General features: G+C 59.4%; 23 protein-coding genes, 1 tRNA gene and 2 pseudogenes. 9 read left to right on the top strand and 17 right to left on the bottom strand.

Annotated elements, in window-relative coordinates; translation table 11 throughout:
• Positions 1 to 16 precede the first annotated feature (16 nt).
• The 3 genes from acpA to WA225_RS28185 form a co-directional block, all read right to left on the bottom strand.
• Positions 17 to 1717 carry an acid phosphatase gene (gene acpA, locus WA225_RS28195; protein ID WP_422610477.1) on the bottom strand — a complete coding sequence of 567 codons (1701 nt, stop codon included), beginning with the start codon at positions 1715 to 1717 and terminating at the stop codon, positions 17 to 19.
• Positions 1718 to 1838: 121 nt separating this feature from the next.
• Positions 1839 to 2159 (bottom strand): hypothetical protein, encoded by a 321-nt coding sequence (locus WA225_RS28190; RefSeq protein ID WP_422610476.1) that lies wholly within the window; start codon positions 2157 to 2159, stop codon positions 1839 to 1841.
• A 122-nt stretch (positions 2160 to 2281) separates the two neighbouring features.
• The gene (locus WA225_RS28185) at positions 2282 to 3700 is read right to left on the bottom strand and encodes a short-chain fatty acid transporter (RefSeq protein WP_422610475.1); all 1419 of its coding nucleotides are present in this window, start codon (positions 3698 to 3700) and stop codon (positions 2282 to 2284) included.
• Positions 3701 to 4043: 343 nt separating this feature from the next.
• Between WA225_RS28185 and WA225_RS28180 the strand changes: the two genes are divergently transcribed.
• The 5 genes and pseudogenes from WA225_RS28180 (at position 4044) to WA225_RS28160 (ending at position 8278) form a co-directional block, all read left to right on the top strand.
• Positions 4044 to 5357 carry an MFS transporter gene (locus tag WA225_RS28180; RefSeq protein ID WP_422610474.1) on the top strand — a complete coding sequence of 438 codons (1314 nt, stop codon included), beginning with the start codon at positions 4044 to 4046 and terminating at the stop codon, positions 5355 to 5357.
• Between the two features lie 115 nt (positions 5358 to 5472).
• A pseudogene (locus tag WA225_RS28175) lies at positions 5473 to 6201 on the top strand (PAS domain-containing protein); the annotation flags it as partial.
• Positions 6181 to 6789 (top strand): methyl-accepting chemotaxis protein, encoded by a 609-nt coding sequence (locus WA225_RS28170; RefSeq protein ID WP_404943024.1) that lies wholly within the window; start codon positions 6181 to 6183, stop codon positions 6787 to 6789. The pseudogene WA225_RS28175 and the gene WA225_RS28170, both read left to right, overlap by 21 nt.
• A gap of 179 nt (positions 6790 to 6968) precedes the next feature.
• Positions 6969 to 7568: a flavin reductase family protein gene (locus WA225_RS28165; protein ID WP_368967599.1), complete on the top strand. Its 600-nt coding sequence runs from the start codon at positions 6969 to 6971 to the stop codon at positions 7566 to 7568.
• A gap of 77 nt (positions 7569 to 7645) precedes the next feature.
• On the top strand, positions 7646 to 8278 hold the full coding sequence (locus tag WA225_RS28160) for a LysE family translocator (RefSeq protein ID WP_422610473.1): 633 nt from the start codon (positions 7646 to 7648) through the stop codon (positions 8276 to 8278).
• A 23-nt stretch (positions 8279 to 8301) separates the two neighbouring features.
• On the opposite strand, the pseudogene WA225_RS28155 reads toward WA225_RS28160, so the two are convergent.
• The 3 genes and pseudogenes from WA225_RS28155 to ggt all read right to left on the bottom strand — a co-directional run.
• Positions 8302 to 8454: pseudogene (locus WA225_RS28155) on the bottom strand (transcriptional regulator); the annotation flags it as partial.
• Between the two features lie 126 nt (positions 8455 to 8580).
• Complete coding sequence (locus WA225_RS28150) at positions 8581 to 8949, bottom strand: DUF6124 family protein (RefSeq protein ID WP_422610472.1); 369 nt, start codon at positions 8947 to 8949, stop codon at positions 8581 to 8583.
• Positions 8950 to 9345: 396 nt separating this feature from the next.
• Entirely contained in the window at positions 9346 to 11178 is a 1833-nt protein-coding gene (gene ggt / locus WA225_RS28145; protein ID WP_422610471.1) for a gamma-glutamyltransferase, read from the bottom strand.
• 275 nt (positions 11179 to 11453) lie between these two features.
• On the opposite strand from ggt, the gene WA225_RS28140 reads away from it, so the two are divergent.
• On the top strand, positions 11454 to 12551 hold the full coding sequence (locus tag WA225_RS28140) for a DUF2817 domain-containing protein (protein ID WP_422610470.1): 1098 nt from the start codon (positions 11454 to 11456) through the stop codon (positions 12549 to 12551).
• Between the two features lie 82 nt (positions 12552 to 12633).
• Here the strand turns inward: WA225_RS28140 and WA225_RS28135 are convergent, their stop codons facing one another.
• The 4 genes from WA225_RS28135 to WA225_RS28120 all read right to left on the bottom strand — a co-directional run bounded on the left by WA225_RS28135 (position 12634) and on the right by WA225_RS28120 (position 14816).
• Positions 12634 to 12891, bottom strand: coding sequence for a bacteriocin immunity protein (locus WA225_RS28135; protein WP_422610469.1), 258 nt, complete (start codon positions 12889 to 12891; stop codon positions 12634 to 12636).
• A gap of 126 nt (positions 12892 to 13017) precedes the next feature.
• Complete coding sequence (locus WA225_RS28130; protein WP_422610468.1) at positions 13018 to 13293, bottom strand: bacteriocin immunity protein; 276 nt, start codon at positions 13291 to 13293, stop codon at positions 13018 to 13020.
• Positions 13294 to 13309: 16 nt separating this feature from the next.
• Entirely contained in the window at positions 13310 to 13564 is a 255-nt protein-coding gene (locus tag WA225_RS28125; RefSeq protein ID WP_422610467.1) for a bacteriocin immunity protein, read from the bottom strand.
• Complete coding sequence (locus tag WA225_RS28120) at positions 13554 to 14816, bottom strand: S-type pyocin domain-containing protein (RefSeq protein WP_422610466.1); 1263 nt, start codon at positions 14814 to 14816, stop codon at positions 13554 to 13556. Before WA225_RS28120 ends, WA225_RS28125 begins: the two co-directional genes overlap by 11 nt.
• A 373-nt stretch (positions 14817 to 15189) precedes the next feature.
• On the opposite strand from WA225_RS28120, the gene WA225_RS28115 reads away from it, so the two are divergent.
• Both WA225_RS28115 and WA225_RS28110 read left to right on the top strand, forming a co-directional pair.
• The gene (locus WA225_RS28115) at positions 15190 to 15582 is read left to right on the top strand and encodes a helix-turn-helix domain-containing protein (protein ID WP_422610465.1); all 393 of its coding nucleotides are present in this window, start codon (positions 15190 to 15192) and stop codon (positions 15580 to 15582) included.
• A gap of 79 nt (positions 15583 to 15661) precedes the next feature.
• Positions 15662 to 15886, top strand: a complete 225-nt coding sequence (locus WA225_RS28110) for a SymE family type I addiction module toxin (RefSeq protein WP_034156047.1) — start codon at positions 15662 to 15664, stop codon at positions 15884 to 15886.
• Between the two features lie 376 nt (positions 15887 to 16262).
• Here WA225_RS28110 and WA225_RS28105 read toward each other — a convergent pair.
• The 6 genes from WA225_RS28105 to WA225_RS28080 all read right to left on the bottom strand — a co-directional run bounded on the left by WA225_RS28105 (position 16263) and on the right by WA225_RS28080 (position 21875).
• Positions 16263 to 16339: transfer RNA gene (locus WA225_RS28105), tRNA-Met, on the bottom strand.
• 86 nt (positions 16340 to 16425) lie between these two features.
• Positions 16426 to 17880, bottom strand: coding sequence for an amidase (locus tag WA225_RS28100; protein WP_422610464.1), 1455 nt, complete (start codon positions 17878 to 17880; stop codon positions 16426 to 16428).
• A gap of 60 nt (positions 17881 to 17940) precedes the next feature.
• On the bottom strand, positions 17941 to 18987 hold the full coding sequence (locus WA225_RS28095; protein WP_422610463.1) for an extracellular solute-binding protein: 1047 nt from the start codon (positions 18985 to 18987) through the stop codon (positions 17941 to 17943).
• A 27-nt stretch (positions 18988 to 19014) separates the two neighbouring features.
• A complete protein-coding gene (locus tag WA225_RS28090) occupies positions 19015 to 19821 on the bottom strand; it encodes an ABC transporter permease (protein WP_116255190.1) in 807 nt (268 codons plus the stop codon).
• Positions 19821 to 20741 carry an ABC transporter permease gene (locus WA225_RS28085; protein ID WP_422610462.1) on the bottom strand — a complete coding sequence of 307 codons (921 nt, stop codon included), beginning with the start codon at positions 20739 to 20741 and terminating at the stop codon, positions 19821 to 19823. Before WA225_RS28085 ends, WA225_RS28090 begins: the two co-directional genes overlap by 1 nt.
• A 15-nt stretch (positions 20742 to 20756) precedes the next feature.
• A complete protein-coding gene (locus tag WA225_RS28080) occupies positions 20757 to 21875 on the bottom strand; it encodes an ABC transporter ATP-binding protein (RefSeq protein WP_422610461.1) in 1119 nt (372 codons plus the stop codon).
• Between the two features lie 225 nt (positions 21876 to 22100).
• On the opposite strand from WA225_RS28080, the gene WA225_RS28075 reads away from it, so the two are divergent.
• Complete coding sequence (locus tag WA225_RS28075; RefSeq protein WP_422610460.1) at positions 22101 to 23003, top strand: LysR substrate-binding domain-containing protein; 903 nt, start codon at positions 22101 to 22103, stop codon at positions 23001 to 23003.
• Here the strand turns inward: WA225_RS28075 and WA225_RS28070 are convergent.
• Complete coding sequence (locus WA225_RS28070) at positions 22996 to 25053, bottom strand: methyl-accepting chemotaxis protein (RefSeq protein WP_422610459.1); 2058 nt, start codon at positions 25051 to 25053, stop codon at positions 22996 to 22998. The two genes, WA225_RS28075 and WA225_RS28070, sit on opposite strands and share 8 nt — an antisense overlap.
• Positions 25054 to 25188 lie beyond the last annotated feature (135 nt).

Raw genomic sequence — 25188 nt, 5'->3', positions numbered from 1 at the left:
CTCGCAGGGCTCATTCTCAGGCTGGAAAATGCAGGGCGTTACTCAAATCGCCCATGGGTTTCTGGCCTCGGGCAATCATCGCCTCGTCCCGTTGCTTGAGGCCGTCGAGGGTCTCCAACTGAAACACCCGGGTGATCAGTCGCAGGATCGACGCTGTGTCGTAAACCGTGTGATCGACCGTGCCCTTGCGTGCAAACGGCGACACCACCAGCGCCGGCACCCGCGAACCCGGGCCCCAGCGGTCGCCCTTGGGCGGTGCAACGTGATCCCACCAACCGCCGTTTTCATCGACGGTCACAATCACCACCATGTTTTGCCACTGCGGGCTTTCGCGCAGCACCTTCAATGCGCGGACGATGTGCCGATCCCCGGACGCCACGTCGGCATAACCGGCATGCATGTTCAGGTTGCCTTGAGGTTTGTAGAAACTCACCGCCGGCAACTTGCCCGCTTCGGCATCGGCGAAGAATTTGTTGCTGCTCGACTCATCGCCCAGGCCAGCATCGCGCAGGCGTTTATTGCGCTCTTGCGGGTTTTCCGGGCCTTGCTGCTTGAAGTAGTTGAACGGTTGATGGTGATACTGAAAGTTGGGGATTTTCGGAATGCCGCCGGAATCCTTGTATTGATCCAGCGTCGCCTGCCACGCCCCGGCGTACCACGCCCAGTCGATATTCTTCTTCGACAGCTTGTCGCCGATGTGTTCGTGGGTCTGCGGCACCATGACGTTGGGCAGATCCGCTTTGGAATACGCCGGACGTTCCGGGTCGCGAATCCAGGTTGGCCAGTAGGGCGGGGCGAGCGTATTGACGCCGAAGCCGTCCGGGGTCAATGCGCTCGGGCCGAACTGCGGCGGGCCGGTCATGGCGCTGGCCGGCGATGCGTCCAGCGGCTTGAGGCGCGGATCGGCTGGATTGTCACTTTGCAGCGCGGCGATCTGTGATTTGGCCACTGAGTTGGCAGCGTCCGGATAAAACGGCGCGGTGGCGCTGATCAAGTATTGGTGGTTCAGAAACGAGCCGCCAAAAGCGCCCTGGAAGAAGTTGTCGCACAGCACGAATTCCTGCGCGACGTCCCACAGCCGCAGGGAATATCGGCTCTGCGCGTAATGGCCCATGGTCAGGCCGCCGGAGTCGGCCCAGGCGACGAAGCCATCGTTCTTGCCGCCATTGATCTGCATCTGGTTCTGATAGAACACATGCCACAAATCGCGGGTTACCAAGCCGAACGGCAAGTCTTCAGCGCTCGGACCTTTTAGGGCGAAGGGCGCGTTGGGCAGGTTTTCCTGAAACTGCGTGGCGTTGGGATAGGTCACGCCGTCGAGGGTTTGCGGGCCGATCTGCAGCACACCGCCCCAAACGGGCGGCAGGGTTTGCAGCAGCGAACCGTCGCGGTCACGTTGTTGATAGTCGCCAGGCTTGAGCGCCGACAACGGCTTTTCGACACCGGGGAAATCACCGAACAGGTTGTTGAAGCTGCGGTTCTCGGCGTAGATCACCACCACGGTTTTCACCTGATCGCGCAGGGCCTTGTCCAGCTCGGCTGGCGTCAGCGGGCGCTCCGCCGGTTTGCCCGGTTGATCGCCCGCGCTGCCACAGCCGGCCAGCGTTGCACCGACACCGAGCACCGCGACGCCGCCGAGGAAGCGGCGGCGACTGGTGTCGGTCGGGTGATCGGATTCAAGAGAAGGTGTGTCGATGCCGTCTGTCTTGTCGCTCATGTCTCAGCCCGTTTCGCTTAAATGTTTCAGTATGTTTCGGGCGGACGCTAGCAAGGGGATGTGACGGTTGGGTGACAGTTCTCGAGCACAGAGCTATTGCAGGGTTGTATCGTTCAATGGCTTACAAAAGACGCAAAGCCAGTTCGCTGCCAGCACACAAGTATTGAACCTGTGCGGTGACGGCGTCCTTGACGATCGCTTCGCCGGTGTCAGTCAGTCGGGCTTTCTTCGCATCAATGACCGAGGTCTGCAGCAGTTGCATTGCCACGTCCATCGCCTTGTGGAAAGCCGTCAGGTTGTTGTGCTCGCCAAACTCACGGACAACGGCCTCCATACGCAGGTCAGCGGTGTCGCGTAGCGTGTTGTATTCGACTATGGAAACGCTGCCGTCCTGATACATCTCTTGGAGCAGCGCATTCAGCGATTGGGATATTGGGGTCATCGGGTCTTCCTTGGATAGAGGGGGTGATCCGAGACAAACTAAAGGAAGAAGCCCACCAGCAATGTCAGGACTGTCCCACGGAGGATGTGGGACAGTGCAACAGACATTGTGAGAAAACGACTTTACGGCATCACTGGCGGCGTATACGCCAATGTCGTCCCCAGCGCCCACAGCAACAGCAGCACCAGCGGCGTGTGCACCAACAATTGGACGAACGAGAAACCGATCAGATCCCGCGCCTTCAATCCCAGCACGCCCAGTAGCGGCAGCATGTAGAACGGGTTGATCAGGTTTGGTAGCGCTTCCGCCGCGTTATAAATCTGCACCGCCCAGCCGAGGTGGTACTGCAGGTCATTGGCGACTTGCATCACATACGGCGCTTCGATGATCCACTTGCCGCCGCCGGACGGAATGAAGAAGCCGAGAATCGCCGAATACACGCCCATCAACAGTGCATAAGTGTCGTGCGAGGCGATGCTGACGAAGAAGGTCGAGATGTGGTGCGCCAGGGTCTGCGCATCGGCGCCTTTGACCGTGGTCATCAGGGCGGCAATCGAACCGTACAGCGGGAACTGGATCAACACGCCGGTGGTGGTCGGCACCGCGCGGGCCACGGCATCGAGGAAGCTGCGCGGACGCCAGTGCAGCAGCGCGCCGAGCATGATGAACAGGAAGTTGTAGGTGTTCAGCCCGGAAATCGCGGTAATCGCCGGTTTGGTCGAAAACTCGTGGAACAGCCATCCCGCCGCCAGCAGCACCAGCACGATGATCAGCAGCGGACTGTGTTCCAGCCATTCACCGGGACGCGTACGTGGTTGCAGCGGTGGCAGGTTGAAGGCCGGGTCGATGCCGCAGGCCTTGGCGTCGCGCGCCGAGTTCGGCCCGGGGGCGGTGGCGTAGGCAATGATGATCGAGATTACGATCAGCGCCAGTAGCATCACGCCCGACTGCCAGAGGAAAATCGTTTCGGTGAATGGAATCACTCCGGTGATCGACAGGATCGACGGTGGCAGGCTGGCGGGGTTAGCCTGCAACTGTGCAGCCGACGACGACAAGCCCAACGCCCACACCGCGCCAAGGCCCAGATAAGCTGCAGCACCGGCGGCGCGGTAATCCATTTTCAGGTCAGTGCGGCGGGCGAGGGCGCGGACCAGCAAACCGCCGAACACCAGTGACAGGCCCCAGTTGAGCAACGAGGCAACCATCGAGATCAACGCGACCCAGGCCACGGCGGAACGGCCGTTTTTCGGGATGCGTGCCAGCCGGTCAATCAGTTTTACAGCGGGCGGCGAACTGGCGACCACGTAGCCGCCGATCACCACGAAGGCCATCTGCATGGTGAACGGAATCAGGCTCCAGAAGCCGTCACCGAAGGCCATCGCGGCATCGGTGGGTTTGGCGCCCATGGCCAGTGTGGCGACTGCCACGATGATCACCGCCAGCGCGGCGAATACCCAGGAGTCGGGAAACCAGCGTTCGGCAAAGCTTGAACAGCGCAGGGCAAAGCGTGCGGAGCGGCTATCTTCGATATCAACGGCCACAGGGAGTACCTCGGATTTTTATGGTTATTGTGGTCCGCGGGTTTCCGACTTCTCTAAACACACCCTACCTGTGGGAGCGAGCTTGCTCGCGAAGGCGGCAGGTCAGTCGACATAGATCCTGAATGTACCGGCCTCTTCGCGAGCAAGCTCGCTCCCACAGGTGTTTCTTCGGTTGTCGGAGACAGGGACTAACCCGCTGGACAGGCAATAACAGTAATTCAACTGCCGATGCTTTGTGAGCAGGTTTTGCAAAACCGGGACTATGGTCTAACGGGTTGTCCATCCGCCCATTTGCGTAGACCATGGGCGCCTTGGTTTTTTGCCTGTTTCCGAGTTCTTTGCCATGACTGCCCAATCCACGGCCAAACCTGCGCCGTTCAGCCGTTCCGACTACAAGACCCTCGGCCTTGCGGCCCTTGGCGGCGCGCTGGAAATCTACGATTTCATCATTTTCGTGTTCTTCGCCCTGACCCTCAGCCAGTTGTTTTTCCCTCCGGAAATGCCCGAATGGCTGCGTTTGCTGCAAAGTTTCGGGATTTTTGTCACCGGTTATCTGGCGCGGCCGCTGGGTGGGATTCTGATGGCGCATTTCGCCGACAAACTCGGGCGCAAGAAAGTCTTCAGCCTGAGCATCCTGATGATGGCGCTGCCGTGCCTGCTGATCGGGATCATGCCGACTTATGCACAGATCGGTTATTTCGCACCGCTGTTGCTGCTGGCGTTGCGCATCCTCCAAGGTGCGGCGGTGGGCGGTGAGGTGCCGAGCGCCTGGGTGTTTGTCGCCGAGCACGCGCCGACCGGCCATCGCGGGTATGCCTTGGGCTTTTTGCAGGCCGGCCTGACCTTCGGTTACCTGATCGGCGCATTGACCGCGACGTTTCTCGCACAAGTATTCACCCCGGCGGAAATCCTTGATTACGCCTGGCGCTATCCATTCCTGCTCGGTGGCGTCTTCGGTGTGATCGGCGTTTACCTGCGTCGCTGGTTGAGCGAAACCCCGGTGTTCATGGCCATGGAAGCGCAGCGCGAGGCGCGGGTTGAACTGCCGTTGCGCACGGTGCTGCGTGAGCATCGACTGGCCATGTGGCCGGCGATGCTGCTGACCTGTGTGTTGACCTCGGCGGTGGTGGTGTTCGTAGTGATCACCCCGACCATGATGCAGAAAACCTTCGGCATGACCGCCAGCCACACCTTCGCCCTCAGTGCCCTGGGCATTGTCTTCCTCAACATCGGCTGCGTGATCGCCGGGTTGCTGGTCGATCGCATTGGCGCGTGGCGCACGGTCATGCTCTATAGCTTGCTGCTGCCCTTGGGCATCGGCTTGCTATATGGCTGCCTGATCACGGGCGGTAACTGGGTAGGCCTGGCTTACGCGGTGGCCGGTCTGACTTGCGGTGTTGTCGGCGCAGTGCCATCGGTGATGGTCGGGTTGTTCCCGGCGCGTATTCGCGTGTCAGGCATTTCCTTTACCTACAACATTGCCTACGCCATCTGGGCCAGTATCACACCGCTGCTGCTGATCGGTCTGATGCCGTGGAGTCCATGGATCTGCGTGATGTTCTGCGCGGTGATGGGCGTGGTGGGTCTCCTGACGGCGGCGTATTTTGGTGCACGGATGCCGCGTTCGGGGCAGTGTCAGGTGGCCGGAGCTGCGTGACTTTACCGTTCAGAACTATTTTTGACTGACGAGTCGCCAGCGCTCTTCAGAAAAGATTTTCAAGGCCGATGGTTAGGCTGTATCCCGCTTTCCAACCTGCCCATCGGTACTCCCCATGTTCAACAAACGCCTGAAGCAAGAGCTGGCCGCTCTTCGTGAAGAACTCTCCAGCCTTGTGCAGGTGAAGGAAAGCCTGGAAAGCGAGATGCTGGTGCTGAACCTTGAGCCCGACGGGCGCATTCAGTCGGTCAACCAGAACTTCCTCACCGAGATGCTCTACAAGAGCCAGGACCTGATCGGTCGGGCGATTGAAGACATCGTCCCGGCGCATGTGAAGTCTGACGAATTCCACCACCGCTTCAAAAACGCCATGACCCGCGGCGAGCACTTCGCCGGCGCCGTGCGCCTGTTGCGTGGCAATGGTGAAGAAGCGTGGCTGCGTTCGATCGTGCAACCGGTGCGTTCTTCGGATGGGCGGATCAAGCACATTTCGCTGTTCGCCAGCGACCTGACCCGCACGATCGAAGCCTCCCGTGAACACGAAAACCTGATCGGAGCACTGGTGCGTTCGACCGCGGTGATCGAGTTCGACCTCAACGGCAACGTGCTGAACGCCAACGATCGTTTTCTCAGCGGCATGGGTTACAGCCTGGCGCAGATCAAGGGCAAACATCACCGGACGTTCTGCGCTCCGGAGGAATACAACAGCGCCGAGTACCAGAACTTCTGGCGGCGTCTGAACAATGGCGAGTTCGTCGCTGACCGCTTCAAGCGTGTCGACAGCCATGGTCGTACGGTGTGGCTGGAGGCGTCCTACAACCCTGTGGTCGATGCCAACAACAAACTGTACAAAGTGGTGAAGTTCGCCACGGTGATCACCGATCAGGTCAATCGCGAACAAGCCGTCGCCGACGCGGCGAGCATTGCCTACAGCACTTCGCAGCAAACCGACAGCACCGCCCAGCGCGGTACCACGGTGGTGACTGAAGCGGTCAACGTAATGCGTGATCTGTCGCGGCACATGCAGGCTGCCGGTGAGGGCATCGAGGCACTGAACGAGCAGTCGCAGGTGATCGGCACTATCGTCAAAACCATCAGCGGCATTGCCGAACAGACCAACCTGCTGGCGCTCAACGCTGCTATCGAGGCGGCGCGCGCCGGTGAGCAGGGCCGTGGTTTTGCCGTGGTGGCTGACGAAGTACGGCAACTGGCGTCGCGCACCAGCCAGGCGACCGAAGAGATTGTCACCGTGGTGCGGCAGAACCAGGAAATGGCGCGTAACGCCGTGGCGCTGATGACCGACGGCAAGCTTCAGGCTGAACAAGGCCTGGCGCTGGCGGCCGAGGCGGGCACGGTGATTGTCGAGATTCAGGACGGTGCGCAGAAAGTCGTCAACGCGGTCGGCCAGTTTGCCAACCAACTCTCCCACTGACCTGCACTGATCCCATGTGGGAGCGAGCCTGCTCGCGAAAGCGGTGTGTCATTCAACATTGATGTGACTGACCTATCGCCTTCGTCGGAACGCCGCCCGGAGCAGGCTCGCTCCCACAGGTTCTGTGTTTCTTCAGTGGCAGCGCTACAATCTGCTCCTTTTCCCCGGAGCAGATTCCCATGAGCGATTCCCACCGCCGCCCGGTGCCCCTGAACAAAGCCTACCGTTTGCTCAACCACGGGCCGACCGTACTGGTCAGCGCCGCCCACGATGGCCAGCGCAATATCATGGCCGCCGCTTGGGCGATGCCTTTGGATTTCGAACCGCCGAAAGTCGCCGTCGTCCTCGACAAATCCACCTGGACCCGCCAGTTACTCGAGGCGTCTGGCACCTTCGTGCTCAACGTCCCGTGCGTCGATCAAGCCGACATCGTGCAAACCGTCGGCAATACCTCGGGCCTGGAGATCACTCAAACCCAAGGGCAAGACAAGTTTCAGGCGTACGGCTTGCAGACGTTTGCCGGCGAACAAGTCCAAGCCCCTCTGCTCGACGGCTGCGTCGCCTGGCTGGAATGCCGTTTGCTCCCGGAGCCGCGCAACCATGAGCAATACGACCTGTTCCTCGCCGAAGTCATCGCTGCCCACGCCGATGAACGCGTGTTCAGCGACGGGCGCTGGCATTTCGAAGGGCATGACGGTTTGCGCACCTTGCACCACGTGGCAGGCGGGCATTTCCTGAAGATTGGTGATGCGGTGGATGGCAAGACGCTAGCGGTCTGAATGGCGGCTGATGGCAAAACGTTGCGGGATGTTGCAAGGTAGAGGGCATCGTCGAACCCAATCAGGCGCATACCCCCATGGATCTTTCCCTTTCGAGTTATCTGGCGCCGTTGCTGTCGTTGGCCCTGTTGTGGACAGTCGCGGTGGTCACCCCAGGCCCGAACTTCTTCAACATCGCGCAACTGGCGGTCAGCCGTTCCCGCCGTCATGGCGTAGTCGCGGCGCTCGGCGTGGCCAGCGGAACCGTGTTGTGGGGGCTGGCGGGTGGCCTGGGCATTCAGTCGCTGTTCAGTGCCGCGCCGACGCTGTACCTGAGCTTCAAGATTGCCGGTGGCTGTTACCTGATCTACCTCGGGCTCAAACAGTTCAAGCGCAAGGCACCGATCGTCCCGGGCACGCTCGATACCTCGGAGCAAACGTTGCTCGGCGCATACGGGCGTGGCTTTCTGGGCAACATGACCAATCCCAAGTCCGCACTGTTCGTCGCCACCATCTTCGCCACCGCCATGCCGGCTCACATCCCGCCGCTGTTGCTGGCGCTGGCGGTGCTGACCATGGCGACGTTGTCGTTCAGTTGGTATTGCTGCGTCGCGCTGTTCTTCGCCAGTCGGCGGATCGCCGGTGTGTATGAGCGTTCGCGGCAATGGCTGGATCGCTTCGCGGGCGGTTGCTATCTGTTGTTTGGTGCGCATCTGCTGGCGAATCGCTGAGCCATAGATTTTGGATGGGAAAGCTGTGTGGCCTCGTAGGCTTCGATAAGGCTGATCATGATGTCGAAGTGATCGCCTTCAGCAGTGCCCGGTACTGGCTCGTTGTCGAAAAGTGCAGACACGTTCTTAAGCGCCGCACGATAGTCGTCTTCGTTATGAATCGGGCGTACGTTCATGGATTACTCCACTTCAAAGGAGCCCGCCTAATAGGGCAAAAAGGGACGCCAGATTTATTCCGGGCAACGCCAGGAAATAAGAATCCGATGCCTGCACGGCATCGGATTTTTTATGCATTGCGAAAACTACGTAACCGGCTGAACGTTATCCAGCGCCTGATTCACCGCCAGCTCACTCAGCATGACGATTTGCGCGATACCCAGCGCGGTCTTGCGGTGCGCGCTATCCAGCACAGCGGCGAAATTGTTGAGCATCTCGGTGACCGAGCCCAGGGTTTCGCTGGCATTGGCCAGCAGGGATTCGGTGTCGTAGACCGGGTTGGCGAGGTACATGGGTTCAGCTACGCGGGTGGACGCCATGATGTGAATGGTCGGTTTGAGGTAGTGGTCGAGGGCGCGGTCGGCCGCTTCGTTGAGTTTTTTGCTGTCGATGGTTGCGTACGGGGATGTTGGGTCGGTGTCTGTTTCGGGGGGATTGGGTGTTGGTTTTTTCATGGTGTTCTCCGATCAGGATTGGAGCTGGCCGATTCGGTTTCCGAACGAATAGGTGGCAGCTGTACGCAGGTTGGAAACCCGGGGAACGGAGAACCCGGTTGACCCGAAGGTCTCCCGCGCACAGCCGCCATAACGGAGTGCACACCATGAAGGTGCGCAAGGATACGTTATGAAAGGCGCTTGTGCGCTCGGTTCTACTCGGGGTTTCCAATCCCGGTCACTGAATTGGCAGCGACGAGTACAGGCTAGAGAGCTGACGTCCGACGGACAACCTGAAAACCTTGTGGGACGGTTCTCTGTTTATCTCGCAGTTTTTAAACATCCCGATTTGAAATACGCAGTGTGCTAAACAAAAGGCCTACCTCGCGGTAAGCCTTTTTTGTTTGCCTCCTAGCCTCAATCCCCCAACGCTTCCCCTTCACGCCGTGGATCCGCGCCACCCTCCAACGACGCTTTCTCCTGTGCATCCTTGACCCGCACGATGGCCTGGGTGCCGCTGGTCATGTCGATTTCATTCACCGCATGCCCTTTGTCTTTCAGTGCCTGAATCAGCGCCGGGCTGAACTGGCCTTGTTCCAGTTCGGTCGGGCCATTGCGGCTGCCGAAGTTGGGCAGGCTGATGGCGCTTTGCGGGTCGAGGTGCCAGTCGAGCAGGCCGACGGTGGTTTTCGCCACGTATTCGATGATTTGCGAACCGCCCGGCGAGCCGACGGTGGCGACGAATTCGCCGCTGCGGCGATCGAAGATCAGTGTTGGCGCCATCGACGAGCGTGGACGTTTGCCGGGTTCGACGCGGTTGGCGACTTTCTGGCCGTTCTCTTCGGGGATGAACGAGAAGTCGGTCATCTGGTTGTTGAGCAGGAAACCCTGAACCATCAGGTGCGAACCGAACGCGGCTTCGATGGTGGTGGTCATCGACACGGCGCCGCCGAGGTCATCCACCGCGACCACTTGCGAGGTGGAGATGCGCAGCGGCGAACGGTCCGGGCCGTAGGCCACCTGCACACCCGGTGGCGTGCCCGGTTTGGCGCTGCCCATGCTGCGTTCGCCGATCAGGCTGGCGCGGCTGGCCAGATAACCCGGGTCGACCAGGCCTTTGACCGGCACCGGCACGAAGTCGGTATCGGCGACGTATTGCGCGCGGTCGGCGTAGGCCAGACGCTCGGCTTCGGCGATCAGATGCACGGCTTGCGGATCCGGCTCAATGCCGGCCGGTTTGTCGGTCTTTACCGGTTTCAGCGGCGTCAGCGAAAGACGTGGATCGCGGGTTTCCAGCGCCTGCAACGTGCCGAGAATCTGCGCCACGGCGATCCCGCCCGACGACGGTGGCGGCATGCCGCAGACCTGCCAGCGCTTGTAATCAGTACACAGCGGTGCACGTTCCTTGGCCTGATAGCGCTGCAGATCGTTCAGCGACAGGCTGCCGGGGTTAGCGTGGCCTTGCACCTTGGCAACGATTTCTTCGGCGATCGGGCCTTTGTACAGTGCGTCCGGGCCTTCGTTGGCGATGCGTTTGAGCACGGCGGCCAATGCCGGGTTTTGCAGACGCGTGCCGACGGCTTTGACGCTGCCATCGGCGTTGAGGAAGTACTTGGCCATTTCGGGCGACTGGCGGATCACCGGGTCTGCTTCCAGCAACGAATGCAAACGCGGGGATATCGCAAAACCTTGCTCGGCCAGTTTGATCGCCGGTTCAAACAGCTTCGCCCATGGCAGGCGACCGTGTTGTTTATGCGCCATTTCCAGCGCGCGCAGCACGCCCGGCGTACCGACCGAACGACCGCCGATCTGCGCCTGCGGGAACGACATCGGCTGGCCATCGGCACGCAAGAACAGCTTCTCGGTGGCGCCGGCCGGTGCGGTTTCGCGACCGTCATACGTGCGCACCTGTTTGCCGTCCCACAACACGATCATCGCGCCGCCGCCGATCCCGGACGATTGCGGCTCAACCAGGGTCAGCACCGCTTGCATCGCAATCGCCGCATCAATCGCCGAACCGCCCTGACGCAGCATCTTGCGACCGGCTTCAGCAGCCAAGGGGTTGGCAGCGGCGGCCATGTGTTTGCTGGCGTGACGGGTTTGCAGATCGGTGCGGAAACCGGACGCGGCTTCCGGTGCCAGCGGCAAGGTCGAGGAGGGTGGGGCGTTGCACGCGGCGAGCGTCAGGGCGCTGATGATCAGCGTCAGGGCTGGCAGGCGAAAGCGGCTCAAGGGCAAGGCTGAAAACACGCGGGCTCTCCGTCCGTGGGATAAAAGTCTCAGGGACTTTATCGACCGCCCGGTCGTGACGCAAACCGATGGGCATTTTTGTCTTTCTTTTCGGGGCGGATGTTCGCTAGGGTCAACCGCAAATCCGTTGAGCTGCACTGAGCACCTGTGGGAGCGAGCTTGCTCGCGAATGCGCAGTGTCAGTCGGCAGAAATGTTGAATGTCCAACCGCTTTCGTCGGAACGCCGCCCGGAGCAAGCTCGCTCCCACAATTACAAGATCAACAAGAGGCTGATATGCACAGCGAGTTCCCCACCGAGTCCAGCTACCGCGAGCAACGCGAACAGTTCATCACCGCCGCCACTGCCGCCGGCGCCACGCTCACCTCCTACGCACATCCACGCTGCGGGCCATTCGGCGAACCGCTGAGCACCGACGTCGCCGTACTCGGCAATCCGCAGGCCAAACGTCGTCTGGTAGCACTCAGCGGTACGCACGGCGTCGAGGGCTATTACGGCTCGGATTGTCAGATCGAATGGCTGAAGGCATTCGTACCGGGCTCGCTGCCCAAGGATGTCGCGGTGGTGATGGTGCACCTGATCAACCCATGGGGCACGGCGTGGCTACGCCGGGTCAACGAGGACAACATCGACCTCAACCGCAATCATCTGGATTTCACCGGGCCGCTGCCGGACAACCGCGCTTACGCCGCACTGCATGAAATCTACGCCTGCACCGATTTGCACGGCCCCGAGCGCCAACGCGCCGATGCCTTGCTCGACGCACAGATCAACGAACACGGCTGGCCGGCGGTGATGTCGATTGTCGAGGGCGGTCAGCACAGCCATCCCGACGGACTGTTTTACGGTGGCCGCGCGCCGAGCTGGTCGAATCGCACCTTGCATCAAATCATCGAAACGCATCTGGCTGGCGCTGAAACCGTGATGTGTTTCGACCTGCACACCGGCGCCGGTGAGTACGGTCATCCGATGTTGCTGACCATCACCCAGGCGCCGTACCCGGCACTCGCGCAGGCCCAGGCAATTTATGGCCCCTGGCTTTACACGCTGCACACCGGCGCCGACACCTTGAGCGAAACCGGAGTGGCAGCGACGGCTACGGGGTACACCTCGCAGGCGTTGCTCAATGCCTTACCGGACGTGCAGTTGATGCCGTTCGTGATCGAGTGCGGGACGTATCCGGGGCCGGATGTGCATCGGCATTTGCGCGATGACCATTGGCTGCATTTGCATGGCGATCCGCTTGATGCGACGGGGCGGGGGATCAAAGTGAATTTGCTGGAGCAGTTTTATCCGGCTGATCCGGATTGGCGGGCGATGGTGGGGCTGCGGACTCGGCAGATCTGGGCGAAGGGGTTGTTAGCCCTGTCGTGACTAGGTCAGACATAGCGTTGTGGTGAGGAGCTTTATCCCCTCGCCACAAGTTCGGTGATCATCTCGAGGTGTAAATTAGTACTTATTGCTTAAACCCAGGCAGTCCATTCGCGGCGCGCCATTCTTTTACGGTCGCCGTTATGCCTTCAGGGGAGCATTGCGCCCCATCCTCTGGCCAATAGATCAAGTCAGTGCCCGCGGGATGTTCGGCCAGCGCACTGAAGTTATCTAACATATCCGCCAGCACTGTCTCTGACGTACCGTCCGTGTTGGATATGAATATTTGCTGCAGCAGATAAATAAATTGCTCTTCCCTATAGTCAGAAATTTTTTTGGCCAAGTTGTCACTTCTGCTAAAAAATAAGTAAGTTCTTGGCGTGCTAACCCGTAATTTATCGAAGTCGTGTAAACCTGCTCAGGTCCCGGCTGTTGATCGGGTGACGCGTCTCTATGAAGCGGCGAGTTGTTAAGCACCCTTGAACCCTGGCAATCCCTGCGCCGCTCGCCAGTCTTTCACAATTCGCGTTACACCCTCGGGGGAGTTATCCGCTCCAGACTCTGGATAGTAGATCAGGTCCGAACCTGCTGGGTGCTCAATGATTTTCTCGAAGTGCAACAGCAGCATGTCAGCACGATCATCGTTTTCAGCTTCTTCATCTTCTTTGGCGAGCTCTTCCAGCAGCGCGACGAACTCGCCCTCGGTGTACTCCGAAATACTGCTTTTGGTAAAAGGAGAGAGCATATTTTGCGTTCGATACCTATTGCTTGAAACCCGGAAGTCCATTGGCGGTGCGCCACTCTTTCACGGTTTCGGTGATGCCTTTCGCAGAGTCATCGGCATCCTCGGCCGGATAGAAAATCAAATCGGATCCTTCGGGATGTCCGCAAATAGAATTGAAGTGAAATACGAGTCTGCTTTCTTCCTCCTCGGTTTCATCGTTTCCCATGATGCGCTCAAGCAGCTCAATGAACTCTTGTTCCGTGTAATCCGAAAAATTCTGTCTAGTAGCCATTTCTATCTTCTCTGTGAATCTCTACGTGCCGCTTCGGAGTCATTACAGCCAGGTTGTCAACATCATAAACTGCGCCACCATCCTGGATATGCTCGATGTGATGTATCTCATACTTTGCTTTCTCTCCGTGATGCTCTGACTTAGGTGCAAAAGGAGATCTGCCGTCGATAAGTTTCCCTTGGTTCGTACTTTTGAATTGATTGAGCAGCTCAGAATCGTTCGCCACCTCCTCCCAGAACGCCTTCCTAAACTTGTCAAAGCTTGAAAACTCCCGCCCCCTCAGCCTGTCCGCAATCCGTGTCGGAATCGGCGCACCGATCCCTGTTCCCGCGCCAGCAAGCCATATCCCCGACACATCCTCACCAACACCCGTCACCGTACCCGGCGTCAGTCTGGCCGGCCTCGAAAACACCACATACAGTGACTTCAAACCAGTGTCCGCAGGGAACACCAGAATACAATCCTCGGCAGTCATGTCCTCGCCGGGCAGGCCTTCTATCTGGGTATCAGTGTTTTCTGGAATCGGGTGAACAAGGATCGTGTTCAATTGCTCGCCGTGTTCGGGATACACCAGCGGCGGCATTGAACCGAGTGGCCCGCGTTGCGGCGTCCACAAAATCGTGATGCCGTTGAGCTTGGCCTCCATTGCAGTCTTGTCGCTGTTCCACTCGACTTTGACGGTACGCACCGAGTCATCGCCCGAAGCGCCGGAGTGGATGCCGTAAACCTGCATGGCCCCTTCGGCATCACGCCGAAACTGGAAGCGCACACGAGTGGGGGCGCGGCTCATGCGGCGCAGTTGTTCGTCGGTGTGCAGCGTGCCGTCGCCCATGCGGGTCGGCAGCATCCCGAGGATGAACACGCTGGCCGGCCCAGCGGCGCCGCGAATTGCCCAGTTGAGGCGTTGTTGCAGAATCCCGCCGCCCGCCAAGCGCCCCAAGGCCAGATCGGCGCCTATCGCTGTCGCGACAGCGGTGCTGGCAGAGGGCAAGAGCATGGCGCCGGCGACCATGACCTTGCCGAAGTTGCTGGCGGGTTCGGGGGCCTTACCGGCGTCCGTTCGGCACCAGTTATCCACAGTGCAGGACTTGGCGAATACCTGATCTTCACGCGGCTTGGGCGTTGGCCATTCATCCTTTTCAACGTACACCGGCTCCGGCGGGGGAGGTGGATTCCAAGCCGCCCACGAGCCGTTCCATCTCGGACGTTCCCAAGGCCAATCTTCATCGAAGAGAGATTTGAATCGAGCCATGACAACTCCCTGTATGGCTTTGAATCGAGCCAGGGAAGCTTGTCGGTCAATGGGGGATTCGGGCAAACCGATGGGGTGAGTTTCAGGCGGGTGGTTTTACGAAAAATCCAATTCGTACCTGAATCGGAACTGTTTCCTACAGCGCTCTCTCGGCCTGTTGATTGGCGATTGATTCAGATGAACCAGCGGTGCTTCGCGTTTGTAGTCTTTTGCTTTGGATGGAGGGCGCGTCTGAATTTGTCCTACAGATTTTTCAGGTCGACAACTTACGCGCCTTTACCTGAGGATGTTTTCCGTTGTTTTTCCAGGATGGATTTCAGATGAAAAGGATGAGTCCGTTGCCAATCAACTCTATTTTCAGTCGGCCATTGTCATGAGCATTTCCAATGAGGATCGCGATTTTCTGGTGGCGATGGGCAGTCGCATTGCTCACTTACGCACAGTGCACGAGATCACACAGACGCGGTTTGCAAGGGCTTTAGGTCTTTCCCGGCAAACCTTTCAGGGCTACGAGGAGGGCACGCGCAGCATGCCGGTCACGACACTTGTGAAGATGGCATTTGCGCTGCGCGTGCCTGTTGAAGACCTGCTCGGGGTTCCCTCGTACACGGAGACGCCCAGACGCAGCTTGACCTCGACGTGGTATAGACGGTTGCAGTCCATCAATGAGCTTTCGAAGGTTCAACAGAAGGTCATTGCGCAGATGCTCGACGCACTGATCGCACAGGCAGCGACCAAAGCGAGCGACGAAGACAAAGAAATTTGAAGTAACCCAAAGAACGCGGAACCAAGGTGCGCGAACACCCTGGCCCCGCTAACCACAAGCAGCTAAACAGGAGCTAATCATGGCTAAAACCAATCATACGTCATCAACCCCCATCACTGAACGCCGGTTGAAAATCGCCGCTGATTTTTACCCCGTCCACACAAAGGAAAAATCCTACAGCCCCGCCAAACCGGTGCCCTGGATCAGGCTTCGCGGACTGTGGTTGAGGCAAGCGGGATTCGAGGTGAACGAGAACGTCAAAGTGCGTGTGATGAAAGGGTGTCTGGTGATTACAGCGGAATAGATGAAGCGTCCGAGTAAACCCGCAACGCTATTTGCGTAGGAAAAAACGCCGCTAACCCGCAGGGATAGCGGCATTTTTCTCAAATAGCACTTTTGATTATCTTGAATTTTATGGCGGGCGAGGCCCGTGTTACCTGGCTAAAAGCCTGGTTGTGAGGAAGGCATTATCTTGAATTTGATATTGGCTTATGTGAAAAAAAGCGAAGTGCAGACTGTAAGAAAGTCTGACTGGTGAGCGACTGCGACCCCATTGATCGGTGGTAGCGCATCGCTACACCTCTAGCGCAAACAGTGATTCGGAGAGGTCGGTAACCGGGCGGGGGATTATTGCAGGCATAAAAAAACGGCCTACCTTTCGGTAAGCCGTTTTTAGTACTTGGTGGCTACACAGGGACTTGAACCCCGGACCCCAGCATTATGAATGCTATGCTCTAACCAACTGAGCTATGTAGCCAAGTGGCGCGCATTATTCCCCTGAAATGGAAAAGCGTCAAGCGTAAATTTAAAAATTTTTTCTACGCTTTCAACCGTTTATCAAAATCACTGACTCAACAGCGGCGAAGGGCAGCGTTGGAACCAGCGACTGGCCTGTTCATACGCGTGCGCCAATTGCAGGACAGCGAAGTCGGCCTGGTGCTTGCCGATGATTTGCAGGCCCATCGGTAAACCCTGCGCATTGAACCCGGCCTGGACATTGGCGACCGGGCAGCCCGACAGCGTGCCGGGGATGACCACCTCCATCCAGCGGTGATACGTGTCCATCGCCACGCCTTCGATAGACGTTGGCCAAGGCTGGGTTTTATCGAACGGGAACACTTGGGCGCTGGGCAGCAGCAGGTAATCGTACTTTTCGAACAGCCGAGAAATCGCCCGATACCAATCGCTGCGAACCACTGAGGCGGCGAACACTTCACTGGCCGACAGCTTCAGGCCGTTTTCCACTTCCCAAATCGCTTCCGGCTTCAACAATGTACGTTTCTGCGGATCGGCATACGTCGCGCCCAACGATCCCGCGACCATCCAGTGCCGCAACGTCCGCCAACTGCTCCACAGCCGCTCAGGCGCGAAACCCGGCTCAACCGACTCGACTTGGCAGCCAAGGCTCTCAAAATCAGCAAAGGTCTTCTCGCACAACGACAGAACGCCTTGCTCCATCGGCAGATAACCACCGAAATCGCCCAGCCAACCCAAACGTGTACCTTTGAAATCACGCTCCAACGGCGCCGCAAACGCCTCACCGGATTCAGCGATGGACAACGGCGACCGCGCATCACCGCCAGCCTGCACCGACAACAGCAGCGCCGCATCTTTCACACTGCGCGCCATCGGCCCCTCATAACCGAGCTGATCAAAAAACAGATCCGCACTGTCATCGAACGGCACACGCCCCTGCGACGGGCGAAACCCAAAGATGTTGTTGAACGCCGCCGGATTACGCAGCGAGCCCATCATGTCGCTGCCATCCGCGACAGGCAGCAGATGCATCGCCAGCGCCGCCGCCGCGCCACCGCTACTGCCGCCTGCGGTTTTGCTCGGTTCATACGCGCAAGCAGTTGCACCAAACAACGGGTTATAACTCTGCGAACCGAGACCGAATTCCGGGGTGTTGGTCTTGCCGATAATGATCGCGCCGGCCGCCTTAATCCGCTCGACCATGATGCCGTCGCGCTCAGGCACAAAGTCCTTGTACAGCGGCGACCCCAGCGTGGTGCGGATGCCTTGGGTCAGCGACAGATCCTTGATCGCATGAGGCAAGCCATGCATCCAGCCACGGTATTGGCCACGCGCCAGTTCGGCATCGCGTTCATCGGCCTGAGCCAGCAGATGTTCCGGTGATTGCAGGCTGATCAACGCATTGACCAACGGGTTGAATCGTTCGATATGGGCAAGGTAAGTCTGCATCACTTCCCGGCAGGAAACCTGACGCAGGCGGATGCGTTCGGCGAGTTCATGGGCCTGCAACAGGACCAGTTCGCTGATGTTATTAGAGTTCATTGCAAGCGGCCTTTCAGACGGCTGGAAGAGCGCCCCGCCAGTGCGACGGGGCGGTAGCGATCAACGCATCAGGTTGGTCCAGAGACGGTCAGCGAGGCGGATCGCGCCTTCGCCGCAAGTCTTGCTGAACACCACATTCGTCCCTTCGGGAATGTGCAATTCCGGGGCATCCTTGAGCGCTGCGTCGAGGAACGGTTCGACGCCTTTGATCGGGCTCTGGTGCTTGAGGAAGTTCTGCGTCATCGCCGAGTTTTCCGGTTGACTGAGGAAGGCGATAAACGCCTTGGCATTCGCCGGATTTTTGCTGCCGGCAGGGATGACCATGTTGTCGACCCAGGCCAGCACGCCTTCTTTCGGGTAGAGGTATTTCAGCGTTGGTTTCATCTCGCGGGCACGCATCGAAGAACCGCCCCAGAACATCGACATGTCGATTTCACCCGAGGCGAGGTTCTCGCGAATCGAGCCGGCCTTGGAGCTGTAGGTTTTCACGAATGGCTTCTGCGCCTTGAGCAGCGTCAGCACCTGCTGCATCTGTTTCGGGTCTTCGCTGCACAGCGGAATGTTCAGATAGAGGCTGGCCATGTCGACCATGTCGCTGACCGAATCGAACATGTTGATGCGTCCCTGCAATTCGGCTGGCGGCTCATACAAAACCTTGTAGCTGTCGGCCGGGCCTTTGTAGCGCGCCGAGTCCAGCACGACGCTGGTGGTGCCCCAGATGAACGGCACCGAATATGCGCCCTCCTGGTCCCAGCTCGGTTTTTTCAGGTTATCCACAACGCTGGCGTAGTAGGGCTCCTTGACCGGGTCGAAGCGTTCGAGCAGGTTTTCCTTGATCAGGATCGGCACGAACTGGTGCGATGGAATCGCCACGTCATAACCGGCGCCGCCCTGTTTCAATTTCGCCAGCAGCGTCTCGTTGGAATCGTAGGAGTCGACGGTGACTTCGATGCCGGTCTGCTTCTGGAACTTGGCGAGAATCTCCGGCGAAAAGTAGCCACTCCAACTGACCACGTTGAGTTTTTCGGCGGCCTGAACGCTGCCAGCCATCGCCAGCGGCACAGCCAGGAACAACGAAGTGCCAACGCTTTTTATCCACTTGCTCATGCTATTTCCCCACAGGTCGTAGAAGGTTCAGGCGTTCTTTTTGCCCAACAGGTAAGAGAGGCTGACGAACAGCACCGAGACGCCGAGGATCAGCGTCGACACGGCGTTGACGTCGGGTGTCACGCCCATGCGCAGCAGGCCGAAGATGAAGATCGGCAGGGTCGTGGTGCCGGCCTGGGAGACCATCATCGAGATCACGAAGTTATCCAGCGAGACGATGAAGGCCAGCATCAGTCCGGAGAAAATCCCTGGCATCAGCAGCGGCAAAGTGACCTTGCGAAAGGTCCGCCACGGGCCGGCGTAGAGGTCGGCGGAAGCTTGTTCCAGCGACAGGTCCATGTCGTTCAACCTTGCGCGAATCGGCAGGTAGGCGAAGGGAATGCAGAACACCGTGTGCGCGATGATCAGGTTGCCGTAGCCCAGCGACAGACCGATGGTCGAGAACAGTGCCAGCGTTGCCACACCGACGACAATTTCCGGCAACACCAGCGGCAACATGATCGCGCCCATCGACAAGTGCAGGCCCTTGAACTTGGCCCCGCGCGAGGTGCCGAGGGCGGCGAGGGTGGCAATCGCCGTGGCGATCATGCTCGCGCACACCGCGATCAACAGGCTGTTGCCGGCGGCCTGGCGCAAGGCCTGATTGGCGAATGCGGCGCGATACCAGTCGAGGCTGAAACCGGTCCACACCGTTGCCGATTGGTTGGCGTTGAACGAGAACACCACCAGCACCACGATCGGCGCGTAGAGGTACAGATAGAACAGAAAACTGAAGCCGCCGAAGCCGGGGAAGTCCTGCACGCCCAGCCCTTTGCGTTTGAATATGCCGATCATCACGCACCTCCTTTGGCGATGCGCTGACGCTCGGCGCGCAAGGCATACACGGTCAGCACCAACATCACCGCAGCCATCAGCACCAGCGATAACGCCGCACCGAACGGCCAGTTACGCGCATCGCTGAACTGCCGGAAGATCAGGTTGCCGAGCATCATCCGCGTGCCGCCACCGAGCAATTCCGGAGCGATCATCGCGCCCAGGCACGGTACGAAAGTAAGGATGGCGCCGGCGAGAATCCCCGGCTTGGCGATGGGCAATACCACTTTGCGCAAGGTGCGTATGCGTCCGGCGTAGAGATCCTGCGCGGCTTCGAGCAGGCGGATATCCATCTTTTCCAGCGTCGCGTAGATCGGCAACACCACGAACGGCGCATAGGTGTAAACCAGCCCCAGCAGCACCGCGCCGTCGGTGTACAACAACTGCAACGGTTCGTGGATAACGCCCATGCCCATCAGGCTGTTGTTGATAACTCCAGTGTTACGCAGCAGCAGAATCCACGCGTAAGTGCGGATCAACAGGTTGGCCCAGAACGGCACGGTGATCAGAAAAATCAGCAAGCCGCGACGATGCGCCGGCTGCATCGCCAGCCACACGGCGACCGGAAAACCGATCAGCAACGTGATGATGGTGGTCAGTCCGGCAATGCCGATCGAGCGCAGGGCAATGATCAAATACGAGTCGGCAAACGCGAGGCTGTCATCGAGTTGGCGCTCGAACAGCAGCGAGGTGTAGGCGTCGCTGCTGAAGACTTTATTGACCCCGCCGTAGGGGTTGGCCTCCATCAGCGAATAGCCGATGACGATGAGGATTGGCACCACCAGAAACAAACAGATGGCGATCAGCGCCGGGCTGACCCCGAGGAAACTCTGGAAAGCCTTGCGGCGTTCCAGCGTGTTGGCAATCGGTAAGGCGTGCATGGCAATTCCTCCGGCTTACTCGTGCAGGACGCTGGCGCTTCCACGGTCGAACAACAGACCGGCCTGACTGCCGACGACAAAGCGCAGGCTCTGGTCGACGCAGTTGGGCGTACGCACGGTGAGGTGCGAACCGTCGCTGAGGCTGACCCGATATTGCAGATCAGTGCCGAGATAGATCTGCGCTTCGATTCGGCACGGCAGCGCGTTTTCGCTATTGGCCGGCAGCAGATGCAGGCGCTCCGGGCGTACCGACAAAGTTACGTTGGCGCCGACCTGCACATCGCTGCACGGTTGCGCCGGCAGTGGATGCCCGGCCGGCCCGGCGAACCACGCCTGACCGTCTTCCACACGAGTGACGGTGCCTTCGATGAAATTGGTTTCGCCGATGAAGTCAGCAACGAAGCGATTGCGCGGGCGTTCGTAGATGTCTTCAGGCCGCCCGACCTGCTGCACTTCGCCTTCGGAGAGCACGGCGATGCGGTCGGACATGGTCAGCGCTTCTTCCTGGTCGTGGGTGACGAAGATGAAGGTGATACCGGTCTTGGCCTGAATGCTTTTCAGCTCTTCGCGCATCGCCTGGCGCAGCTTGAGATCGAGCGCCGACAGTGGCTCATCGAGCAGCAACACTTTCGGATGCGGTGCCAAAGCGCGGGCGAGGGCTACACGTTGTTGCTGACCGCCAGAGAGTTGCGCCGGTTTGCGGTTGGCGAAGCGCTCCATCTGCACCAGCGCCAACATCTCGCGCACGCGCTCGGCGATTTGCGCCTTGGTCAAAACTTTGCCCATCGGCTGTGATTCAAGACCGAAAGCGAGGTTCTCGGCGATGGTCATGTGCGGGAACAGTGCGTAATGCTGGAACACCGTGTTGACCGGTCGCTGGAACGGCGGGCGATCAGCGATGTTTTCGCCGTAGAGCAGGATCTCGCCCTCGGTGGGAAATTCAAAACCGGCGATCATCCGCAGCAGCGTGGTCTTGCCGCAGCCGGACGGGCCGAGCAGGGTGAAGAATTCGTTGTCGCGGATGTCCAGGTCGATGCTTTTCAGCGCCACCGGACCGGTCTGCGGATCACCGTAAACCTTGCGCACCGAGCGGATCGAGACCGCCAGCGTTTGCAGCGAATGCAGGGCATTCATGCGTTACCTCCGATTCCCCCATCGCCTGCGACTCGCTGTGCAAAGCGTTGCCGTCGGCCATGGATATTATTTTTTTGGGCAGGATCGAGATTGCGTTCGGGTGTGAAACCAGCTGTTTTATTGTTCTGCTGTGGCTCGATTATCAGCCAGGGCTTGCGCGGCGCGACACTTCAATTTAAACATGGCAGGTGTTAGTTAATTTAACAGCCGAAGGTGCCAGGAATCATGCCCGACCACCGTTTGCCGCCGCTCAACGCGGTGCGCGCCTTTGATGCCGCCGCCCGTCTGGGCAGCTACGTCGAAGCCTCGAAAGCCCTGCACGTGACCCAGCCTGCGATTGGTCGCCACGTGAAATTGCTTGAGGACTGGTTGGGCATTCAATTGTTCGAACGCACCTCACGCGGGGTCAACCTGACCCCGGCGGGGGAGAAGTACCACCGCAAGATCAGCGCCGCTTTGCAGTTGATCATCGAGGCGGGCAAAGAAGCTCAGCCGAAAGATGCCGAGCGCTGGTTGCGCATCATGGTGGTGCCGGGGTTTGCCAAGCGCTGGTTGATGCCGAGGATCGAAGCGCTGCGGCATTTGCGGCCGGGATTGAAACTGGCGATCGAACCGAATTCGACCTTCACTGAAGTGGATGGCAAAAGCGCCGATCTGGGCATCGTCTACGGCCTCGACGGGCAATATGCCGACTCACGGGAAGCGCTGATTTGCCCACGGGTTTTTCCGATCTGCACGCCGGCGTATCTGGCCAGCATTGCCCCGATCAACAGTCCCGCTGATCTGGTCAGAAACGATCTGATCCACGTCGATGACGGCGAATGGTGGAACCTGTGGTTCGCCGCGCACGATCTCGATATCCATCTCAATTCCGACATGCTTTACGTCAACAATGACCACGCGCTGTCAGTCGCCGAGAGCGGGCAGGGCATTGCGCTGGCCAACGAGGTGCTGGTGCGCCATGAACTCGCCAGCGGCAAACTGGTGCGCGCCGTCGACGCTCAGGTGAAGCTGGAGAGCTATCGGGTGCTGACGCCGTCCGCCGAGCTCTCGGCGGATGTGGCGTGGTTCATTCAATGGCTCAAGGCTGAGCTGGAAACGGACTTTCCTGAGGCCATGATCAACTGAGACGGAAGCGCGCGGTGTTGTCGCTCAGCGCTTTACTGCCCTGGCTCAGAGTGTCCGCCGCAAGGTTTACCGCCCGTGCGCCTTCAAGCAAACGTACGGCCGCCTGATCGACCTGCTGAATATTGCCGCTGACCTCGTCGGCGGTACTCGCTTGTTCTTCAACTGCTGTGGCGATCTGCGCCAACGTGTCGGTGACGCTCTGCACGGCGCTGGCGATTTCGCCCAGGCGTTCACCGAGACCAGTCACCGACTCGGCATCGGTTTGCGCCTGGCCGCACGCCGCTTCCATCAAACTCACGGCTTCGTTGACCGTCGCGCGCAAGCTGTCGACGGTGCCGGCGATCTGCGCGGTGGACGACTGCGTGCGTTGCGACAGGCTGCGCACTTCATCGGCGACCACGGCAAAACCGCGACCCTGTTCACCGGCTCGCGCAGCTTCGATAGCGGCGTTAAGCGCGAGCAGATTGGTCTGTTCGGCGACGCCACGAATGGTGTCGACCACCAATTGAATCTGCTGACCTTGTTCACTGACCCGACCCAACGCTGCAGCCGTTTCATTCAAACGCTGATTGAGCTGCTGAATACTCGCCGTGGTGCGCTGGCTGTCGCGGCTGCTGTCGGCGGCGATGCGCCGGGTGTGTTGGGCGCTGCCGGAAGCCTGTTCACAACTTTGCGCCACGCCTTGCGAGGTCGCGGCCAATTGCGTGGCGGCTGCGGCGATCTGGCTGATCTGCAATTGCTGCGCCTCGACTTCACCAAGGGCGCCACTGGAGTGCTCGTTGAGGCTACGCACGGCGTGGCTCAACTGTGAGGTCTCGTGATCGACACCGAGCATGCTCGTGCGCAGTTGCACCACGGCAACGTTTAGCGCAGTGCTGATCGCCGCCAGCTCATCGCGGCCCACCACCGGCACTTGCAGGCTGAGGTTGCCATCGCGCAGGGCTTCGGCGAGCAGGGTGATGCCGCTGGCGCTGCGGCGAATCGAAGCTTGCAGGCAGACGAACAAATACAGCGCCGCGAGCAGCAGGCAGCCGAAAATGGCTGCGACGATGATGAACTGACGGATCGCCGAGCTGTGGTAGGCATCGAGTCGTTGATCCAGCGATACCAATGACTGTTGGCGCAGGGCGGCGAGGTCGGTCAGCAGGGCGTCGAGGTTGCGTTCAAAGTCGTCCGGTTTGAGCGTGATGCTGCCGCCGAACACGCCGTCATCCAGCACCTTCAAACCGCTGTCGAGGCGTTTCAAGCTGTCGTGGTATTGGCTGGCCCAGCTCTGCTGATCCTTCGGCAAGCGCGCTTCGAGCAGCGTGGCGGTTTTGACCAATTGCTCGCGGGCATCGCCGATGCGGCTGCGCAAGTCGCGCAATTGCAGACGGCTTTGCAGGGTGAACTGGCCGGAGACTACTGAGGCCTGGCCGACGGCGGCGAGTCGGCCGACGCGTTCGATCAGGTCCGGCGCGTGTTGCGTTGATATCTGCGTCAGCAGGTAGGTTTCCAGCCACGGCGCGAGGGTCAGGCGATTGTCCATGACGATCTGCTCGCGCAACGCTTGCAGGGCGCTGAGGGCGTTGGTGAAACGGTCGTAACCGTCCGGCCACCAACCGACGCTGCTGAGGCTTTTCGAATCCAGACCGTTCAATGCAGTTTGTAGCGCTTGATAGCGGGTGAGGGTTTCGCCTTCGGCACCTTCTTTTTTCAAGGCGTTGCCCAAATCTGTAGTGGCTTGCTGGACGGCCGGTTGCACCGCGTCGAACGCGCCCATCGCGGCGAGGGTGGCCGGTGTCGGTTGGCGATTGGTTTCGGTGGCGCGCCAACGGGCGGCACGGTCACGTTGCGCGGCGAGCAGGTTGTCCAGCGCATCCAGTGCGAGCAACTGGCGCACGCCGGCACGTTCGCCGGAAATCAGATTGAGCTTGTCGCGATAGTCCTGGCCGATCATCAACAGGCTACCGGCCAACGGCAGAATGAACAGCAGAAACAACAACTGGAATTTACCTGCGAAGCCAAACCGCCCCAGCAATTTGATCCCCGGTGAAAGGAAAGCCTGCATGCCCCATGACTCCTCTGGACACCACGCACCAATGGCGTGCATCGCGGTCGTGCGACGTTGATGTTGTGCCCTGCTAAAAGGCCTCGAAAGTTCACTCTTGCCCGCTCTGTAGGCCGGCTCTGTAGCGAAACTTCC

This window comes from Pseudomonas sp., from assembly GCF_049300855.1.
In the GTDB taxonomy this organism is placed as follows: domain Bacteria; phylum Pseudomonadota; class Gammaproteobacteria; order Pseudomonadales; family Pseudomonadaceae; genus Aquipseudomonas.
Note: the sequence above shows the minus strand (reverse complement) of the source record. Positions and strands in the feature narration are given on the sequence as shown.

Bases quoted from the DNA above. Each gene is read 5' to 3' on its own strand.
- WA225_RS28130 (WP_422610468.1), bottom strand. From the start codon at position 13,293: ATGCTCTCTCCTTTTACCAAAAGCAGTATTTCGGAGTACACCGAGGGC.
- WA225_RS28085 (WP_422610462.1), bottom strand. From the start codon at position 20,741: ATGCACGCCTTACCGATTGCCAACACGCTGGAACGCCGCAAGGCTTTC.
- WA225_RS28190 (WP_422610476.1), bottom strand. From the start codon at position 2,159: ATGACCCCAATATCCCAATCGCTGAATGCGCTGCTCCAAGAGATGTAT.
- WA225_RS28095 (WP_422610463.1), bottom strand. From the start codon at position 18,987: ATGAGCAAGTGGATAAAAAGCGTTGGCACTTCGTTGTTCCTGGCTGTG.
- WA225_RS28080 (WP_422610461.1), bottom strand. From the start codon at position 21,875: ATGAATGCCCTGCATTCGCTGCAAACGCTGGCGGTCTCGATCCGCTCG.
- WA225_RS28115 (WP_422610465.1), top strand. From the start codon at position 15,190: ATGAGCATTTCCAATGAGGATCGCGATTTTCTGGTGGCGATGGGCAGT.
- WA225_RS28125 (WP_422610467.1), bottom strand. From the start codon at position 13,564: ATGGCTACTAGACAGAATTTTTCGGATTACACGGAACAAGAGTTCATT.
- WA225_RS28070 (WP_422610459.1), bottom strand. From the start codon at position 25,053: ATGCAGGCTTTCCTTTCACCGGGGATCAAATTGCTGGGGCGGTTTGGC.
- WA225_RS28110 (WP_034156047.1), top strand. From the start codon at position 15,662: ATGGCTAAAACCAATCATACGTCATCAACCCCCATCACTGAACGCCGG.
- WA225_RS28120 (WP_422610466.1), bottom strand. From the start codon at position 14,816: ATGGCTCGATTCAAATCTCTCTTCGATGAAGATTGGCCTTGGGAACGT.
- acpA (WP_422610477.1), bottom strand. From the start codon at position 1,717: ATGAGCGACAAGACAGACGGCATCGACACACCTTCTCTTGAATCCGAT.
- WA225_RS28160 (WP_422610473.1), top strand. From the start codon at position 7,646: ATGGATCTTTCCCTTTCGAGTTATCTGGCGCCGTTGCTGTCGTTGGCC.
- WA225_RS28075 (WP_422610460.1), top strand. From the start codon at position 22,101: ATGCCCGACCACCGTTTGCCGCCGCTCAACGCGGTGCGCGCCTTTGAT.
- WA225_RS28090 (WP_116255190.1), bottom strand. From the start codon at position 19,821: ATGATCGGCATATTCAAACGCAAAGGGCTGGGCGTGCAGGACTTCCCC.
- WA225_RS28100 (WP_422610464.1), bottom strand. From the start codon at position 17,880: ATGAACTCTAATAACATCAGCGAACTGGTCCTGTTGCAGGCCCATGAA.
- WA225_RS28140 (WP_422610470.1), top strand. From the start codon at position 11,454: ATGCACAGCGAGTTCCCCACCGAGTCCAGCTACCGCGAGCAACGCGAA.
- WA225_RS28180 (WP_422610474.1), top strand. From the start codon at position 4,044: ATGACTGCCCAATCCACGGCCAAACCTGCGCCGTTCAGCCGTTCCGAC.
- WA225_RS28165 (WP_368967599.1), top strand. From the start codon at position 6,969: ATGAGCGATTCCCACCGCCGCCCGGTGCCCCTGAACAAAGCCTACCGT.
- WA225_RS28150 (WP_422610472.1), bottom strand. From the start codon at position 8,949: ATGAAAAAACCAACACCCAATCCCCCCGAAACAGACACCGACCCAACA.